The sequence below is a fragment of the Microbacterium sp. ET2 genome (assembly GCF_030347395.1).
GTDB classification, from domain to species: Bacteria; Actinomycetota; Actinomycetes; order Actinomycetales; family Microbacteriaceae; genus Microbacterium; species Microbacterium albipurpureum.
In genome coordinates, this window is sequence record NZ_CP128170.1 from 43593 (window position 1) to 56568 (window position 12976).

At 68.7% G+C, this 12976-nt stretch carries 11 protein-coding genes; 4 read left to right on the plus strand and 7 right to left on the minus strand.

Annotated features, from left to right (window positions below; genetic code table 11):
- Nucleotides 1-125: 125 nt before the first annotated feature.
- Nucleotides 126-728, plus strand: coding sequence for a vitamin K epoxide reductase family protein (locus tag QSU92_RS00205; RefSeq protein ID WP_289263987.1), 603 nt, complete (start codon nucleotides 126-128; stop codon nucleotides 726-728).
- On the opposite strand, the gene ndk is transcribed toward QSU92_RS00205, so the two are convergent.
- Genes ndk through ileS form a run of 4 tightly spaced genes read right to left on the minus strand, consistent with a single transcriptional unit; the run spans nucleotide 729 to nucleotide 6275 of the window.
- Nucleotides 729-1142 carry a nucleoside-diphosphate kinase gene (gene ndk, locus QSU92_RS00210; protein WP_289263989.1) on the minus strand — a complete coding sequence of 138 codons (414 nt, stop codon included), beginning with the start codon at nucleotides 1140-1142 and terminating at the stop codon, nucleotides 729-731. It lies immediately after the preceding gene.
- Nucleotides 1143-1147: 5 nt separating this feature from the next.
- Nucleotides 1148-1564 (minus strand): DUF4233 domain-containing protein, encoded by a 417-nt coding sequence (locus QSU92_RS00215; RefSeq protein ID WP_289263991.1) that lies wholly within the window; start codon nucleotides 1562-1564, stop codon nucleotides 1148-1150.
- Entirely contained in the window at nucleotides 1561-2913 is a 1353-nt protein-coding gene (locus tag QSU92_RS00220) for a bifunctional folylpolyglutamate synthase/dihydrofolate synthase (protein ID WP_289263992.1), read from the minus strand. Before QSU92_RS00220 ends, QSU92_RS00215 begins: the two co-directional genes overlap by 4 nt.
- Nucleotides 2913-6275 carry an isoleucine--tRNA ligase gene (gene ileS / locus QSU92_RS00225; protein WP_289263994.1) on the minus strand — a complete coding sequence of 1121 codons (3363 nt, stop codon included), beginning with the start codon at nucleotides 6273-6275 and terminating at the stop codon, nucleotides 2913-2915. The genes QSU92_RS00220 and ileS overlap by 1 nt, the downstream gene beginning before the upstream one ends.
- 296 nt (nucleotides 6276-6571) lie before the next feature.
- Here ileS and QSU92_RS00230 point away from each other — a divergent pair, with 296 nt between their 5' ends.
- The 3 genes from QSU92_RS00230 to QSU92_RS00240 all read left to right on the plus strand — a co-directional run bounded on the left by QSU92_RS00230 (nucleotide 6572) and on the right by QSU92_RS00240 (nucleotide 10798).
- The gene (locus tag QSU92_RS00230; protein WP_289263996.1) at nucleotides 6572-7894 is read left to right on the plus strand and encodes an MFS transporter; all 1323 of its coding nucleotides are present in this window, start codon (nucleotides 6572-6574) and stop codon (nucleotides 7892-7894) included.
- A 92-nt stretch (nucleotides 7895-7986) separates the two neighbouring features.
- Entirely contained in the window at nucleotides 7987-10557 is a 2571-nt protein-coding gene (gene valS / locus QSU92_RS00235) for a valine--tRNA ligase (protein ID WP_289263998.1), read from the plus strand.
- Nucleotide 10558: 1 nt separating this feature from the next.
- Complete coding sequence (locus tag QSU92_RS00240; protein ID WP_289263999.1) at nucleotides 10559-10798, plus strand: hypothetical protein; 240 nt, start codon at nucleotides 10559-10561, stop codon at nucleotides 10796-10798.
- Here QSU92_RS00240 and QSU92_RS00245 read toward each other — a convergent pair.
- From QSU92_RS00245 to QSU92_RS00255, 3 genes are read right to left on the minus strand one after another with little or no spacing between them, the layout of a single operon-like run.
- Nucleotides 10771-12093 (minus strand): MFS transporter, encoded by a 1323-nt coding sequence (locus QSU92_RS00245; RefSeq protein ID WP_289264001.1) that lies wholly within the window; start codon nucleotides 12091-12093, stop codon nucleotides 10771-10773. The genes QSU92_RS00240 and QSU92_RS00245 overlap by 28 nt on opposite strands.
- Before the next feature lie 4 nt (nucleotides 12094-12097).
- Nucleotides 12098-12307, minus strand: a complete 210-nt coding sequence (locus tag QSU92_RS00250; protein WP_289264003.1) for a hypothetical protein — start codon at nucleotides 12305-12307, stop codon at nucleotides 12098-12100.
- The gene (locus QSU92_RS00255; RefSeq protein ID WP_289264026.1) at nucleotides 12304-12945 is read right to left on the minus strand and encodes an ArsR/SmtB family transcription factor; all 642 of its coding nucleotides are present in this window, start codon (nucleotides 12943-12945) and stop codon (nucleotides 12304-12306) included. The genes QSU92_RS00250 and QSU92_RS00255 overlap by 4 nt, the downstream gene beginning before the upstream one ends.
- Between the last annotated feature and the right edge of the window lie 31 nt (nucleotides 12946-12976).

Here is a 12976-nt window from a genome sequence, read left to right on the forward strand (position 1 = left end):
CCACGCATCGACGTTCATTATCGCACACGGCATGGATCGGGCACGGGTGACGCGCTCCCGCAATGGTCGGGGGTGCGCGTCGCGCCTGCGGCACGCATTCAGGATGCCGGTGTCAGAATCGAGCAATGCCCGCTGCGTCTTCGCGTTCCCAGCCCCGCGCTCTGGCGATCTGGCTCATCGTCGCCGGCGTCGTCGGGTGGTGGGCCGCTTTCTCCCTGACGATGGAGCGGTTCCATCTGCTCGAGAACCCGGGATCCAGCGCGTCGTGCGATTTCAGTCCGCTCGTGCAGTGCGGCAGGAATCTCGAATCCGCTCAGGGTGCGGTCTTCGGATTCCCCAACCCGATCCTGGGGCTGGCGGGGTGGATCGCGCCGATCGTCGTGGGGGCGGCGATCCTCTCCGGTGCTCGCTTCGCGCGCTGGTTCTGGCTTCTCTTCGAGCTCGGTATGACTCTGGCGTTCGTCTTCGTCGTGTGGCTGATCGCGCAGAGCATCTTCGTGCTCGGCACCCTGTGCCCCTGGTGCATGGTGACCTGGGTGGTGGCGATCCCGTCGTTCTACGCCGTGACCCTGCACGTCATGCGGACGGGAATCCTCCCTGCTCCGAAGCCGCTGCGTCGCGCCGCCGACCGGCTCATGGGGTGGCTTCCGCTCTTCGCCGTCCTCAGCTACGCGGTCGTGGCGGTCCTCGCCCAGGTGCGACTGGACGTCCTCGGCTCGCTGTTCTGATCAGAACCAGATGGACAATTCGCGCGCGGCCGACTCAGGGCTGTCCGAACCGTGCACGAGGTTCTGCTGCACCTTCAGTCCCCAGTCGCGTCCGAGATCGCCCCGGATGGTTCCCGGTGCCGCTGCCGTCGGGTCGGTCGCGCCTGCCAGGGAGCGGAACCCCTCGATGACGCGGTTTCCGGCGACGCGTATCGCCACCGACGGACCCGACATCATGAACTCCAGGAGCGGTTCGTAGAACGGCTTGCCCTCGTGCTCGGCGTAGTGCGCCTCGAGGCGCTCGCGGTCTGGTTCCACCAGGCGGATGTCGACCAGGGCATAGCCCTTCGCCTCGATACGGGCGAGGACCGCCCCCGTCAGCCCCCGGGCGACGCCATCGGGTTTCACCAGGACGAGGGTTTCTTGCGTGGCCATGTCAGTCAGTCTCCGTTTCGTTCCCGTTCTTCCGCCGCCCGTCGCGCGTTGCGCGCATCGAGGGAAGCACCCTTGATGGTGGCATACCCCCACATCCCACCGAAAATGAGCGCCACGAAGAGCAGCGCCGGTACGAGGATGGCACCGAGCGCGACGACGACCTGCAGCATCCATCCGACGACGATCGCCCACCGATGCCGGAGAAGGCCGGCCGTGATGATCATGAGGACGGCGACGATGGTGCCCGCGACGATTCCCCACCACGCCGGGATCGGCTCGGGGAGGGCTCGCAGCCCGTAGACGACCAGGCCGCCGAGGAAGGCGATGAGCGACTCGAAGCCGAGGACGATCGACCCGAGGGACTCCTCGGCTCCCCGCCGTCGACGCGGACGACGGGGACGGTCGGCGGCAGACGCGGTCATGCGCGCCACCCGCCGCGCCAGTCCTCGTCCTCGGCGAGGACGATCGCTTCCCCGGCCAGGACGACGGACCCCGTGATGACGATGGCACGGCGGACGGACGCCGCGGCCCACTCCCTCGCGGCATCGGCGGCGTCCTGCAGGTCGCGATGCACGGTGACCCTTCGCCCGGCGGCCTCGACGAGGTCGGCCAGCCCGTCGGCGTCGCGCGCACGCTCCGAATCGGGAACGGTGGCGAACACCGGCCCCTCGACCGCCGAGAGGCCCTCGAGGATCCCCGCGGCATCCTTGTCGTCGAGAACGCCGAGCACCACCCCCCATTCGTCGAAGTCGAAGGATGCCGCGAGGGCGGCGACCAGCGCTCGGGCGCCGTGCGGGTTGTGCGCGGCGTCGACGACGACGGTGGGGTCGGCGCCGATGACCTGCACGCGGCCGGGGGACGTCGCCGAGCCTAGACCCTCGGCGACCACGTCGGGATCGAGGCCGCGGTCACCGGGTGCGAGGAGCGACTCGACCGCGGCGACGGCCAGGGTGGCGTTCTCGGCCTGATGTGCGCCGTACAGCGGCAGGTAGACGTCGGTGTACCGGGCATGCAGCCCCCGGATGGTCACGAGCTGGCCGCCCACCGCGAGCCGGGCGTCTTCGAGCGCGAAGTCCTCCTGCTCGACGGCGAGCGTCGCGCTCTGCCGGGCGGCTGCCTCATGAAGCACACGCGCGGCGGACGGCTGCTGTCGCGCAGACACCGCGGCGGCACCCGATTTGATGATCCCCGACTTCACCGCCGCGATCTCGACGATGGTCTCGCCCAGACGGTCGGCGTGATCGAGATCGATCGGGGCGAAGACGGCGACGTCACCGTCTGCGGTGTTCGTGGCATCCCACGACCCGCCCATCCCGACCTCGAGCACGAGGACATCGATCGGCGCATCGGCGAAGGCGACGAAGGCGAGCACGGTCAGCAGTTCGAAGAAGGTCAGCGCCGCGTCGCCGGCCGCCTCGAGCTCCGCGTCGACGAGGTCGACGATAGGCGCGATCTCGTCCCACGCATCGGCCACCGCAGCGTCGGCGACGGGTTCACCGTCGATCATGATCCGTTCGGTGAACCGGGCCAGGTGGGGGCTGGTGAACAGTCCCGTGCGCAGACCGTGCGCACGCACCAGACTCTCGATGATGCGGCTGGTGGAGGTCTTGCCGTTCGTGCCGGTGACGTGGATGACGCGGTAGGTGTGCTGCGGGTCATCCAGCAGCTCGAGCACCCGTCTCGTACGTTCCACCCGTGGCTGGACCCACCGCTCCCCCTGGCGGGTCAGGAGCGCCTCGTACACCCGATCGGCGCGTTCGCGGTCGCCCATCATGCCTCCCGTCGTGACACGGCGACCTCGAAGGGGCCGCGGTTGGCGAAGGCCCCCGCGTCGAAGCGGGCGGTGTGCTCGGGCTCGGAGTCCGACGGCCTCGAGCCGCGTGGTCCGTACAGACCGTGCGCGACCGCGAGGGTCTCCGTCGCGACTCCCGCCGTATCGAAGGCCGCCTCGACCGCGACGCGATCATCGGCCTCATCGAAGCTCAGCCAGAGTTCGATGCGATCGCTGACCTCGAACCCCGCGGCCTTGCGGGTGTCCTGCACCGCACGGATCACATCCCGGGCAAGGCCCTCGGCCTCCAGCTCGGGTGTCGTGGCGGTGTCCAGCAGCACGAACCCGCCGCCGGTCAGCAGCGCGATGGCGGTGCCCTCCGCCGCGCCCCCCGCCTCGAGGGCCAGGTCGTACTCGCCCGGCTCCAAGGCGATCCCGTCGACCACGACGCCACCGTCGTGCTCCTCCCAGATACCGGCCTTGGCCCCGGCGATGACGTGCTGCACCTGTTTGCCCAGGCGTGGACCTGCCGCCCGCGCGTTCACCGTGAGCCGCTTGCTGATGCCGTAGCGCTCGGCGACGGAGTCGTCGAGCTCTGCCGTGGTCACCGACTTCACGTTCAGCTCGTCGCGCACGATGCCCTCGAACCGGTGCAGACCCGCCGCGTCGCGGGTGACGACGGTCAGGCTCGGCAGCGGCAGGCGCACGCGCAGCCCGTGCTTCTTGCGGAGCGCGTTGGCCACCGAGGAGACCTCCCGAACGGAGTCCATGGCGTCGCGGATGTCATCGGCTCCGGGGAACGCACCGGCGTCCGGCCAGTCCTGGAGATGAACGCTTCGTCCCCCGGTGAGACCCTGCCACACCCGCTCGGAAATCAGCGGGATGAGGGGGGCCGCGACCCGGGTGAGGGTCTCGAGCACCGTGTAGAGGGTGTCGAACGCCTCGGTCGTGCGGGGGTCGTCCGCCGACACCCCGGCCCAGAAGCGGTCGCGTGAGCGACGGATGTACCAGTTGGTGAGCACCTCGGCGAAGTCGCGCAGCTTCGCTGCCGCCGTCGTCGAATCCAGCCCCTCCAGGTCTGCGGTCACGCCGCGAATGAGGTCGCCCGTGCGCGCGAGGATGTAGCGGTCGAGCACGTCCTGCGAATCGGTGCGCCACGCCGCCTCGTACCCGTCGGAGGCGTTGGCGTAGGTGGTGAAGAAGTACCAGGCGTTCCACAGCGGCAGGAGGAACTCGCGCACCCCGGCGCGGATCCCTTCCTCGGTCACGACGAGGTTTCCGCCGCGGAGTACCGGGCTCGCCATCAGGAACCAGCGCATCGCGTCGGACCCGTCGCGGTCGAAGACCTCACGGACATCGGGATAGTTGCGCAGCGACTTGGACATCTTCTGACCGTCGTTGCCGAGAACGATGCCGTGCGCCGACACGGCCTTGAAGGCGGGCCGGTCGAACAGTGCCGTGGACAGGACGTGCATGACGTAGAACCAGCCGCGGGTCTGCCCGATGTACTCCACGATGAAGTCGGCCGGCGCGTGCGCGTCGAACCACTCCTGATTCTCGAACGGATAGTGCACCTGCGCGAAGGGCATGGAACCGGAGTCGAACCAGACGTCCAGCACGTCCTCGATCCGGCGCATCGTGCTGCGGCCGGTCGGGTCATCCGGATTCGGGCGCGTGAGCTCGTCGATGTACGGCCGGTGCAGGTCGACCTCCCCCTCGGGGTTGCGGGGCAGACGACCGAAATCGCGCTCGAGGTCGGCGAGAGATCCGTAGACATCGACGCGCGGGTGCTCGGGGTCGTCGCTCTTCCACACCGGGATGGGCGAGCCCCAGAAACGGTTGCGGCTGATCGACCAGTCGCGCGCGCCCTCGAGCCACTTGCCGAACTGACCGTGCTTGACGTTGTCGGGAACCCAGGTGATCTGCTCGTTTCCGGCGAGCAGCTGATCCTTGATCGCGGTGACTCGCACGAACCAGCTCGACACGGCCTTGTAGATCAGAGGGTTCCGGCAGCGCCAGCAGTGGGGATAGGAGTGCTCGTAGCTGGCCTCGCGCAGAAGCCGCCCCGCGTCGCGCAGAAGACGGATGAGCGGACGGTTGGCCTCCATCCACAGCTGGCCGGCGACATCCGTCACGTCGGGCAGGAACCGTCCCCCGTCGTCGAGGGACAGGATGGTCGGGATGCCCACAGCGTCGGCGACACGCTGGTCATCCTCGCCGTAGGCGGGAGCCTGGTGGACGATGCCGGTTCCATCGCTGGTCGTGACGTAGTCGTCGACGAGGATCTGCCAGGCGTTGTGCGTCCCCCAGGCCTCGGCATCGGCGTAGTAGTCGAAGAGCCTGTCGTACGCCACGCCCTCGAGCTCCGCCCCCATGACGGTGGCGTCGACCGCCGCGCGGGCCTCGTCGGCCGTGTCGTATCCGAGGTCCTTGGCGTAACCGGCGAGCAGATCCTCGGCGAGGAGGTAGCGGTGGGCGCTCGATTCGACCGCGTCATCCGGCGTCCCGTCGGGAGAGGTGTGGACGTCGGCGGCACCGCGCGGACCCGCCGGAAGGACGACGTAACGGATGTCCGGGCCCACGGCCAGCGCGAGGTTCGTCGGCAGCGTCCAGGGCGTCGTCGTCCAGGCCAGGGCGCGCACGGCGGTCAGCCCGAGAGCCTCGGCCTTCCCCCCGACCAGCGGGAAGGTCACCGTGACGGACGGATCCTGCCGCATCTGGTAGACGTCGTCGTCCATCCGCAGCTCGTGGCTGGACAGCGGAGTCTCGTCGCGCCAGCAGTACGGGAGCACCCGATAGCCCTCGTACGCCAGCCCCTTGTCGTGAAGCGTGTGGAACGCCCACAGCACCGACTCCATATAGGTCGTGTCGAGGGTCTTGTACCCGCGCTCGAAGTCCACCCACCGCGCCTGCCGCGTGACATAGTCCTGCCACTCCCGGGTGTAGGCGAGAACCGACTCGCGGGCGCGGTCGTTGAAGACATCGATGCCCATCGCCTCGATATCGGTCTTCTCGGAGATGCCGAGCTGCTTCATCGCCTCGAGTTCGGCCGGCAGGCCGTGGGTGTCCCAGCCGAAGACCCGGTCGACCTTCTTCCCCCGCATGGTCTGAAAGCGCGGGAACAGGTCCTTGGCATACCCGGTGAGGAGGTGACCGTAGTGCGGCAGCCCGTTGGCGAACGGCGGGCCGTCGTAGAACACCCATTCCTCGGCCCCATCGCGGCGGGCGACGGACGCGCGGAAGGTGTCGTCCTCGCTCCAGAACGCGAGCACCTCGTCCTCGATGTCGGGGAACCGCGGGCTCGGAACGACCGCCGCGGGGCCGAAGGAGGCGCCGGAGGGAGTGGGCTTCGGATAGGTCATGTCGTCTCGCAGTCGTCGGTCGTGCCGGACGCCGGGACGACTCCTCGCGAGCCGCGGTACCACCCTGCTTGCGGGTCTCCCCGCCTCTCTCACAGCGGCTGTGACGGGCCTGCCCCGCTCGGTTCTACTGGTCCCCGTGGGGACGTTCTTCCGAGTGCTCCCCGGTGATGGCCGGATCGATGCGTATAGGTCGATCATATCGCTCCCCTCCGCGTGGGGCGGCAGGGAATGCCCGGACAGTCGACCGGGTTTCTGGACTCGTGCCAGAATCATCCCCCGTGCCCTCCGTTCCCCCCGTGCCCACGTCCACCCTCGACCGCTCCCCCACGCGCCGCGTGGCGTGGGCGTCCATGGTCGGAACCTCGCTCGAATCGTTCGACTTCTACCTCTTCGCCTACTTCTCGGCGTTCTTCGTCGGGCCGCTGTTCTTCGAGCCCCTCGGCTCTGTCGGCGGCACGGCGCTGTCCTTCCTCACCATCGCGGTGGCCTTCGTCGTCCGCCCGGTCGGTGCGCTGATCTTCGGCTACCTGGGTGACCGTCTCGGGCGACGGACGACCCTGCTGTGGACGGTCGGCGTCATGGGGGTGGCGACCGGACTGATCGGGCTCCTGCCCACCTATGCCCAGGCCGGATGGCTCGGGGCGGTGCTGCTCGTCACGCTCCGCATCGCGCAGGGGCTCTCCCTGGGTGGCGAGTGGGGCGGATCGATCCTCATCGCCACCGAGCACTCGTCGCCGGTCAAGCGCGCCTTCTACGCCGCGATCCCGCAGCTGGGATCACCCGTCGGCTCGATCCTGTCGGCGACGCTGTTCATCGTGCTCACCTTCGTCCTCCCCGCAGAAGAGCTCGCGGCGTGGGGCTGGCGAATCCCCTTCCTCCTCGCCCTCCCGCTGCTGCTCGTGTCGCTGTATCTGCGGTGGTCGATCTCCGAGACCCCGGTGTTCGAGGGCCTCGTCGCCGAAGGTCGCCGCGATCGGACACCGGTGCTGTCGATGCTGCGTCAGCGGCCTGGGACTCTGGTGATCGCCATCGGCGCCGCCCTCCTCGGCATCGGCTCCTACTCTCTGATGAACACGTACACGATCAACTACGGCACGACCGAACTCGGATTCAGCTACCAGGATCTGCTCGTCGCGACGACCGTCGGCGGTCTGCTGCAGCTGATCACCATCCCGCTCTTCGGCGCCTGGGCGACCCGCATCGGGTCGGCGCGCGTCGTCGCCGCCGGAGCGCTCGGCACGCTCCTCATCACCTTCCCGATGTACTTCCTCCTGCAGTTCTCGTCGTTCCCGATCCTCGTGGCGACGATGATCATCGGCGGCATCCTCCCGACCATGTCGTGGGCTGCCCTCGGCGGGCTCATGAACGACCTGTTCCCCGACCGATTCCGCTACTCGGCGCTGTCGTTCGCGTACGCCCTCGCCGCGACAGTCAGCGGGTTCGTGCCCTATGTCACGCTGACGATCGGGCAGGCCACCGCGTTCGCCTGGTGGCATCCGGGCGTCATCCTGGCGGCGATGTCGGCGGTCACACTCGTCGCCGCCCTGGCAGCGGGGGCGTTGATCACCCGCCGGCCCGCCGAGAGCGAGCCGGTGCCCGACCTCGTCGCCGCCGGGTGAGAAGAACTCCCCGTGGGTCCGCCCGATAGAATCGGGCGGACCCACACTCAGGCACGCTCACACAGTGCCGCACATAGCGCCGAGGAGACACCATGGCCACCATTCCCGACAAGCCCGCACTCGAAGGGCTGGAGAAGACCTGGGACGAACGGTGGACCGCGGCGGGAACCTACGCCTTCGACAGGCTCCGCGCCGCCGAAGTGGGGCGCGACGGCGTCTACAGCATCGACACTCCGCCCCCCACCGCTTCGGGGAGCCTGCACATCGGCCACGTCTTCAGCTACACCCACACCGACGTGAAGGTCCGCTACGAGCGGATGCGGGGCAAGGTCGTCTTCTATCCCATGGGATGGGACGACAACGGCCTTCCCACCGAGCGACGTGTGCAGAACTACTACGGGGTGCGGTGCGATCCGACCCTCGCCTACGATCCCGAATTCACTCCGCCGTACGAAGGCGGTGACAACAAGTCGTCGCGTGCGGCCGATCAGATCCCGATCAGCCGTCGCAACTTCATCGAACTGTGCGAGAAGCTCACCGTCGAGGATGAGAAGCACTTCGAGGCGCTGTGGCGAAGCCTCGGTCTGAGCGTGGACTGGAGCCAGACCTACCGCACGATCTCCGACGAGACGATGCGCACCAGTCAACTGGCGTTCCTCCGGAACATCGAGCGGGGCGAGGCGTATCAGGCCCTCGCCCCGACCCTGTGGGACATCGACTTCCGCTCGGCCATCGCGCAGGCCGAGCTCGAGGATCGCGAGCAGCCGGCCGCCTACCACCGGGTCGCCTTCCATCGCACCGACGGCAGTGGCGACATCCACATCGAGACCACGCGGCCCGAACTCCTTCCCGCCTGCGTCGCGCTCGTGGCGCACCCCGACGATGAGCGCTACCGCGATGTGTTCGGCACAACGGTGCGCACGCCGCTGTTCGACGTCGAGGTTCCGGTGCTCTCCCACCCGCTCGCCCAGCCCGACAAGGGTTCGGGTATCGCGATGATCTGCACCTTCGGCGACGTGACGGACATCATCTGGTGGCGCGAGCTCGACCTGCCCAACCGCACGATCCTCGGCCAGGACGGTCGGGTGGTCGCCGATGCACCCGAGGTCATCACGTCGGAGACAGGCGTGTCTGCGTATGCCGAGCTGGCCGGCAAGACGGTCTTCAGCGCCAAGAAGCGCATCGTCGAGCTCCTGCAGGAGTCGGGAGAGCTCATCGGCGAGCCGCGGCCGTTCACGCACCCGGTGAAGTTCTACGAGAAGGGCGATCGCCCGCTGGAGATCGTCTCGACCCGCCAGTGGTACGTCCGCAACGGCGCGCGCGACGCGGCGCTGCGAGACCGGCTGATCTCGCTCGGTCGAGAGCTGAACTGGCACCCCGACTTCATGCGTGTCAGGTACGAGAACTGGACCAATGGACTCACGGGTGACTGGCTGGTGTCACGCCAGCGGTTCTTCGGTGTGCCGATCCCCGTCTGGTACGGACTGGATGCCGACGGCAACCGCGACTACGACCGGGTGATCGTGCCCGAGGTCGGCCAGCTGCCCGTGGACCCGACGATCGACGTCCCCACCGGCTTCACCGCCGACCAGCGGGGCGTGCCCGGAGGTTTCGAGGGCGAGCAGGACATCTTCGACACCTGGGCCACCTCGTCTCTGACTCCCCAGCTCGCAGGCGGCTGGGAGCGCGATCCCGAGCTGTGGGATCTGGTCGCGCCGTTCGACCTGCGCCCGCAGGGTCAGGACATCATCCGCACCTGGCTGTTCTCCACCATGCTGCGCAGCGCCCTGGAAGATGGCCGGTCGCCCTGGCGGACGGCCGCGATCTCGGGCTTCATCGTCGACCCGGACCGCAAGAAGATGTCCAAGTCCAAGGGCAATGTCGTCACTCCCGCCGACATCCTCGCCCAGCACGGGTCCGACGCCGTCCGGTACTGGGCGGCGTCCAGCAGGCTGGGCACCGACGCCGCTTTCGATCCGCAGAACCCCACGCAGATCAAGATCGGCAGGCGCCTGGCGATCAAGATCCTCAATGCCGCGAAGTTCGTGCTCTCCTTCCCGGTGCCCGAGGATGCCACCATCACGCACGCGTTGGATGCGAGCATGCTGTCGACCCTCGACGCCGTCGTGAGTGAAGCCACCGCAGCATGGGAGGTCTACGACCATGCCCGCGCCCTCGAGCTCACGGAATCGTTCTTCTGGACGTTCTGCGACGATTACCTCGAACTGGTGAAGGAGCGCGCCTACGACCGTACCGACGTCGGCGGCGCCTCGGCCGCTCTGTCGTTGCGCCTGGCCCTGTCCACCCTGCTGCGACTGTTCGCTCCTGTGCTCTCCTTCGCGACCGAGGAGGCGTGGTCGTGGTTCAACGAAGAGTCCATCCACATCACCTCGTGGCCGCAGCCGCAGTCGACCGACGGTGACCCCCGGGTGCTGGTGGCCGTCGGCACCGCCCTCATCGGTATCCGTCGTGCGAAGACCGAGGCGAAGGTGTCGCAGAAGACGCCCGTCGCGGAGCTCACGATATCCGCACCAGCCGAGACCCGAGACCTCCTACGCCTCGCGGAGGGGGATCTGAAGGCGGTGGGCCGGGTCGCCGAGATCCACTACGTCGACGGCGCTGACACCGCTGTGACCGACATCCGCTTCGCCGAGGAGGCCTGACATGCAGCTGGGAACGCGATGGACGTCCGGAGACGAGCCGCCCGCATCGGTGCCGCCCGCGGTCGCCGCGGCCGTTCGTTCTGTCGACGCCACGATGGGCGCGGCCGGTCCGCGCCCGCGGTGGACGTTGACGTGGCTGGAGGGGCGGCCGATCGCAGAACTCGACAGCGGTGTGATCGTCGAGCTCGACGCGGACGGAGCCGCGGTGGTGCGTCACGACGCCCAGGACGAATTCGGCTGAGCCGCCTCCGCGCCGGCGTACGTCCTCAGAGGTGAGGGGCCGGTCTGCCGGCTCGCTGCGAGGAGGAGACGCGTGGCCACCGCGGTCGCAGCCAGTGTCACCCCCGCGGCGATGATGTACGGCAGCCGCAAATCCACGCGCGCGACGAGCCCGCCGGCGAGTGTGGCGATCGGGAACAGTCCCCATGTGAGGCTGCGGATGACGCCGAGGACGCGCCCGAAGATGTCACCGGGAACCATCAGCTGTCGGAGGGCCCCCCAGGGAACGTTCCAGGAGGACACGGCGAAGGCCATGAGGCCGTAGAAGACCACAGCGAGGACGACCCCCGGGGCCGCCGCCACGAGCGCCAGGCTCACCGCGGCCAGGACGTTCGCGCTGAGCATCACGGCGCCGCGACCGAACCTGTCGACCAGGAGCGGCGCGAGGAGGGAACCTGCGAGGGCACCGACTCCGATGCCGGCGGTCACGAACCCGATCGCGGCCGGCGGGACGCCCTGGGTGTCGAGGAAATACAGGATCGTCGCCGCCTGCGCGAAGGAGAAGGCCGACCCCACGACGGAGGTGAAGATCACCAGGGCACGGAGGTAGCGATGCCGCCACAGGTATGCCAGGGCCGTTCGCGTGGAGATCGGGGTGGCGGAAGGAGTGTCGTCTGGCGCTCGGCGGGGTCGTGCGGCGGCGACGGGCAGGAGCAGCGCGAGGACGATCGGCACCAGATATCCGAACGCGCCGAGCCAGAGCGGTGAAGCCAAGGACACGGCGAAGAGCACGCCCGCCACCGGTTGCGCCAGGAAACTGTCGATGGTGATCTGCGCAGCCTGCACGCGACCATTGGCGCGATCGAGACCTCCGCGCGGCACGAGCGCGGGGATGACGGCATTCGTGGCGTTGTCGAACAGGGTCTCCCCCAGTCCGAACACCAGCACGCCCGCCAACAATGCCCAGACCGTCAGCTGATCGGTGACGGTGAGGAGGGCGAGAGCGACCGCGGCACCACCGCGGAGGGTATTCGCCGCGGCCATGATGACGCGCCGGTCGAGGCGGTCCACCAGCATGCCGGCCGGGAGGCCGAACACCAGCCAGGGCAAAAACGCCAAGGCGCCGATGGCGGCGATCGCGAGCGGGTCTGTCGTCAGCGTCGTCGCGATAAGCGGCACCGCGGTGCGGCCGAGCCCATCGGCCAGGTTGCTGAACGCCGCTGCGGTCCACAGTCGACCGAAGTCCCGGCCGAGGGGCGGGCGCCGCGGGGGCGCCGGTCCGAGGTCGGGGACGATCTCGGACCTGGTGTCGGTCACCGGGTCAGCCCGGGAAGAGGCCGATCGCGCCGCGCGCGACCGCCCGCTGACGACGGTCGACCGCGTCGGTGAGCACGGCGGCGCTTCGCCGACCGACGACGTCGTCACGACGTCGGACGCGGCGTGCCACTGCGCCCCGGGCGGCGTCGGCGGCGACCAGGATCAGACGCTCGATGCCGGTGGTCGCAGGTGCGGGGGTGGTGAAAGTCGTCATGAGACACCTCCGATTTCGGGAAGCGGAAAGACGTCGGCGCGGATCGTGACGGGTCGCACGTCCTCGCCTTCCTGGTTGCGATAGCGCTCGACGGTCTCGTCGATGACGGCCATGATGCGATGGGTGAGCTCGGCGCTTTGAGCGGGCGTCAGACGCGCCGTGGCGGTGGAGATGAGGCTGGCGTCCTGCCACTGGTCATCCTCTTCGCCGATCGCCTGATCGTGGAAGTCGAGAAGTGCCTGCTGACGAAGCCGGAAGAACTCGCCGGTCACCAACTGCGTGACCGCGCGGGCCGCCGGCGTCTTCGCCGCCCCCGCTGCACTCATCGTGATCCCGCCCGCGGGCCGCTCCCACCAGCGCTCGCGCCCCGACCCCTGCCCGGGTCGCTCGCGAATCAGATCCTGCCTGGCAAGCGCTCGGAGGTGGTAGCTCGTCGATCCCGTCGACTCCCCGAGGCGCTCTGCGAGGGAACTCGCCGTCTGCGGTCCGTACTGGCTGAGGATGTCGTAGATCTTGACGCGCAGCGGATGGGCGAGAGCACGAAGCGCCGGCGCGTCGAGCACCCGATCGTTGGCGTGGTGGACCTCGACCCGCGCCGCGATGTCCGACTCGGGCTCGGGCTCGTCGTGGGTGCTCATACGTTCAGCGTAGCTATGCAAAGGAATCTTT

Coding starts and splice junctions, on each gene's coding strand:
- QSU92_RS00240 (WP_289263999.1), top strand. CDS start 10,559: ATGCAGCTGGGAACGCGATGGACGTCCGGAGACGAGCCGCCCGCATCG.
- QSU92_RS00220 (WP_289263992.1), bottom strand. CDS start 2,913: ATGGGCGACCGCGAACGCGCCGATCGGGTGTACGAGGCGCTCCTGACC.
- QSU92_RS00205 (WP_289263987.1), top strand. CDS start 126: ATGCCCGCTGCGTCTTCGCGTTCCCAGCCCCGCGCTCTGGCGATCTGG.
- ndk (WP_289263989.1), bottom strand. CDS start 1,142: ATGGCCACGCAAGAAACCCTCGTCCTGGTGAAACCCGATGGCGTCGCC.
- ileS (WP_289263994.1), bottom strand. CDS start 6,275: ATGACCTATCCGAAGCCCACTCCCTCCGGCGCCTCCTTCGGCCCCGCG.
- QSU92_RS00215 (WP_289263991.1), bottom strand. CDS start 1,564: ATGACCGCGTCTGCCGCCGACCGTCCCCGTCGTCCGCGTCGACGGCGG.
- valS (WP_289263998.1), top strand. CDS start 7,987: ATGGCCACCATTCCCGACAAGCCCGCACTCGAAGGGCTGGAGAAGACC.
- QSU92_RS00255 (WP_289264026.1), bottom strand. CDS start 12,945: ATGAGCACCCACGACGAGCCCGAGCCCGAGTCGGACATCGCGGCGCGG.
- QSU92_RS00250 (WP_289264003.1), bottom strand. CDS start 12,307: ATGACGACTTTCACCACCCCCGCACCTGCGACCACCGGCATCGAGCGT.